Genomic DNA, 1,569 nt, shown 5'->3' on the forward strand with positions numbered 1-1,569 from the left:
GCGCCTCGGCGCCGGAGATGATCTCGATCAGCTCCTTGGTGATCTGCGCCTGGCGGGTGCGGTTGTATTGCAGGGTGAGGCTGGCGATCATGTCGCCGGCGTTGCGGGTCGCGTTGTCCATCGCGCTCATCTGGGCGGCGTAGAAGCCGGCCTGGTTCTCCAGCATGGCGGAGAAGAGCTGAACGGTCAGATTGCGCGGCAGCAGGGTTTCGAGAATGGCCTCTTCCGAGGGTTCATACTCATAGACCGCGCCCTTCAGGTCGATGGGGGCGGCGTCGGCGGCGACCTCGGCGGGGATCAGCTGCTTGACCGAGGGGATCTGGCTGACCACCGACTTGAAGCGGCTGTAGACCAGGGTCACCACATCCACCTGTCCGGTCTCGAACAGCTCAGTCACCCGGTCGGCCACGGCCTGGGCCACGTCCAGGGACGGATTGCCGCCGGCGTCGAAGCTGTCGAGGATCTTTTCGCTGTGCAGGCGGCGGAGCTGATCGCGGGCCTTCTTGCCCACGGTGATCAGCTTCACCTCCTTGCCCGCGGCGGTGAGGGTCGAGATTCGCTCACGCGCGGCGCGCACGATGGCGGTGTTGAACCCCCCGGCCAGGCCGCGATCGGACGTGGCCACCACCAGCAGCTGGACCTGGTCCTTGCCGGTTCCGGCCAGCAGGCGCGGGGCTGATTCCCCCGACACGCCCTTGGCGAGGTTGGCGATCACCGAGGCCATCCGCTCGGCGTAGGGGCGCGCGCTCTGAGCGGCGTCCTGCGCACGGCGGAGTTTGGCCGCGGCGACCATCTGCATCGCTTTCGTGATCTTCTGCGTGGCTTTCACGCTTCCGATCCGATTGCGCATCTCCTTGAGGCTGGCCATTCCGGCGGTCCTTCAGCCGGCCTTAGGCGAACGTCTTGGTGAAGGCGTCCAGAGCGCTCTTCAGTTCGTCTTCGACGGCGCCCTTGATGTCCTTCTGGGTGCGGATGGCGTCCAGCATGCCCTGGTGCTTGGCGTGCAGGTAGCTGAGCAGTTCGCTCTCAAAGCGGCCCACATCGGACACGGCGACGCCGTCGATATAGCCGCGGGTGCCGGCATAGATCACGGCCACCTGCTCTTCGACCTGCAGAGGGGCGTACTGGGGCTGCTTGAGCAGCTCGGTCAGACGCTCGCCGCGGGCCAGCATGCGCTGAGTGGCGGCGTCCAGGTCGGAGCCGAACTTGGCGAAGGCGGCCATTTCCCGATACTGGGCCAGCTCGCCCTTGATGGGGCCGGCGGCGGCCTTCATGGCCTTGATCTGGGCCGAAGAGCCCACCCGCGACACCGAGATGCCCACGTTCACCGCCGGGCGGATGCCCTGGAAGAACAGGTCGGTCTCAAGGAAGATCTGGCCGTCGGTGATGGAGATCACATTGGTCGGGATGTAGGCCGACACGTCGTTGGCCTGGGTCTCGATGACCGGCAGGGCGGTGAGCGAGCCCGAGCCGTTGTCCTCGTTCAGCTTGGCCGCGCGCTCCAGCAGGCGGGAGTGCAGATAGAAGACGTCGCCCGGATAGGCTTCGCGGCCCGGCGGGCGGCGCAGC

1 protein-coding gene and 1 pseudogene are annotated in these 1,569 nt (G+C 66.8%); both read right to left on the minus strand.

Annotated features, from left to right (window positions below; translation table 11 throughout):
- Positions 1–868 (minus strand): F0F1 ATP synthase subunit gamma (locus V7D28_RS15300; protein WP_333588240.1); only part of this gene is annotated, 868 nt, incomplete at its 3' end.
- 22 nt (positions 869–890) lie between these two features.
- Positions 891–1,569 (minus strand): annotated as a pseudogene (locus tag V7D28_RS15305) (F0F1 ATP synthase subunit alpha); the annotation flags it as partial.

Origin of the sequence: Phenylobacterium sp. (genome assembly GCF_036723115.1) — a bacterium.
Classification (GTDB): Bacteria; Pseudomonadota; Alphaproteobacteria; order Caulobacterales; family Caulobacteraceae; genus Phenylobacterium.